We start from the raw sequence: 2,087 nt of genomic DNA, 5'->3' as shown, positions 1-2,087 counted from the left end.
ACGGACGAAACACACCCATCTCTCCCGCCACCGGCCGGAGTTCATGCCCACTCACCCCGAACTAAACGATCACGTTCGGAAAGCGGATGGCGTCTGACTCCATGCGCGGGCGGCGATCTGGTGGGACGTCCCGGAACCTGGCGGCTGCTTCCGCCCAGTTTCGGCGAGGCAGTCACCTCCCTGCATGTCCTCCACCCGCTGCGCGGCAGCGGTCACACGCTGTGTGAATGGCTGAACTCACGTGAGGAGACCGAGCCGTACACCAGCGGTCCGCGCCTGATGGACTGGCCGGTCCCGGCCGACTTCGTCCCGGATAGAGAAAGTGACAGCCTGATCGAGGCCGTCGACGCCAGCCGGCAGGCTCTAAAGAAGGCTGCCTCGGGCCTGTTGCCGAACGTCTTCTCAAGCAAGGAGACCGATCCAGGCAAACTGCGGGAGGACCTGCGAGCCGCCGCGTCCAAAGCCCGGCTGATCGACACCCTCGTCGTCCCGTTGGAAGATCCCATGTGGCGGGCCGAGTCGAGCTATCCCTTTCACGTGGCGGCGCTGGCCCGCCGATACCGGACCAGCACCCATGCGGCAGAGCGGAAGGACGGGCTTCTCAAGCTGGGGGAGGGGATCGCCCGGGTATTGGGCGTCCTGACCCTCGCGGAGAAGATTGCGCAAGACGGCTTCACCAGGAGGTTGCAGCAACAGTTCAGTCGCGGCGCGACCTTCGGCACATGGCTGTGGCTGGTCAACAATTTGGTGGCCGACCTCACATCTCCAGGGGTGCAGGAGCTGACCGGCGTCCGGGAGAAGACCTATCCCCTGCTGGAAAAGGTCAAGGACCTCCGCAACGATGCGCACCACGCACACGGCGTCCGCGCGAGCCACGAGATTGACGGAGAGGTCGCCGAGCTGGAACCCCATGTCGTGTCGGCGCTGACTTCCGTCAACTGGCTCTCCCGTACCCACTGGGACTGGGTGGAACGATGCGAGTACCTGGACGAGTCCCAGTATCGGCTGGCGGGCTTGCGTCTTACGGGCAGCCACCCTGGCTGGGAGCCCTTCGAGCGGTTCAGCCAGTTCCCCGTCAGGCCCGACCGCATCTACATCACCCACACCCCCGGCGCCGCCCTGGTTGGGCTATGGCCGCTAGCGTCGGTGAGCCTGTGCACGGTGTGCAACGCCCGGGAGCTGTTCCTGATCGACGAGATCCGCGACAACAAGCTGACCTTGCGCAGCCTGGAGGAACACTGGATGGAGATCCCGTACGCAGCCCCGTGAGCAGCCGGACACTAATGGCGGGTGTCTCCTCGTACGGTTCACCGGCAGGACGCCCGGCACCTAAGGCAGACCGGCACGTCGGCCCGTCTCCTCAATCGGCAGCTGGATTTGCACCCTTCGCGAACCAGCTCACAGTTCGTGTGAGACACCTTCGGCGCGCGGGGTGGTGCGCGGCGACGTCCGGGGCTACGGGGACGAATGTTGCGGAGCATTGTGTTCCGGAGCGGGGGAGCGGGGTGGGAGGATGACGAGCGGGGCTTTCGAAGAACTGGAGCAGACAGGCGAGTTGGGGCCGCATCGCTGGCACTGCTGCGCCGTCTGGTCCATCAGGTCTTTGTGTCCCCGGGCGGAGCATCTGTCGGGCTGAGAGACTGGGTGGGGGCCTGAGGCCTCTTTCATCTTCCTCCCGTTGTCTATGCGGCGAGGCCGCCGGGGGCCTGTCGTTGGCCTGAAAGACCCGACGACGGGAATGGGGATGGGTGATGTGGTCGGAGTGCGCGTCGACGGGGCCGTTGGGGGGCGAGAGAGCCCGAGGGCGGGCCGGGGCCGGAGGCCCCAACCCTCCCTAAACCGACCGCCCGCGACCGCGGAAATGGTGCCCAGCCAGGCGAGCTGGTTGACAGCGCAGTGCTCAGCCCTGGGCGAGCCGCGGTGCCTGTGCATCGGCAACGCCGGAGCGCTACCCATCTGTGACGTTACGTAGCTCATCGGTTAAATCGGCAACTAGTACTGCAATCACAGTTACGTGTGGTTGAGTTGGTGTGTGGCTGAGGTCGGGGTGGGGTTGGTTGAGGAGTGGGACGGGGTGCTGGCGGGGT

General features: G+C 65.7%; 1 pseudogene. It reads left to right on the top strand.

Annotated features, from left to right (window positions below):
• Window positions 1–1,269, top strand: a pseudogene (locus tag AB0D12_RS41215) (type I restriction endonuclease subunit M); the annotation flags it as partial.
• Window positions 1,270–2,087 lie beyond the last annotated feature (818 nt).

Source organism: Streptomyces sp. NPDC048479, from assembly GCF_040651435.1.
Lineage (GTDB): Bacteria > Actinomycetota > Actinomycetes > Streptomycetales > Streptomycetaceae > Streptomyces.
This window is presented reverse-complemented; position numbering and strand designations above follow the sequence as displayed.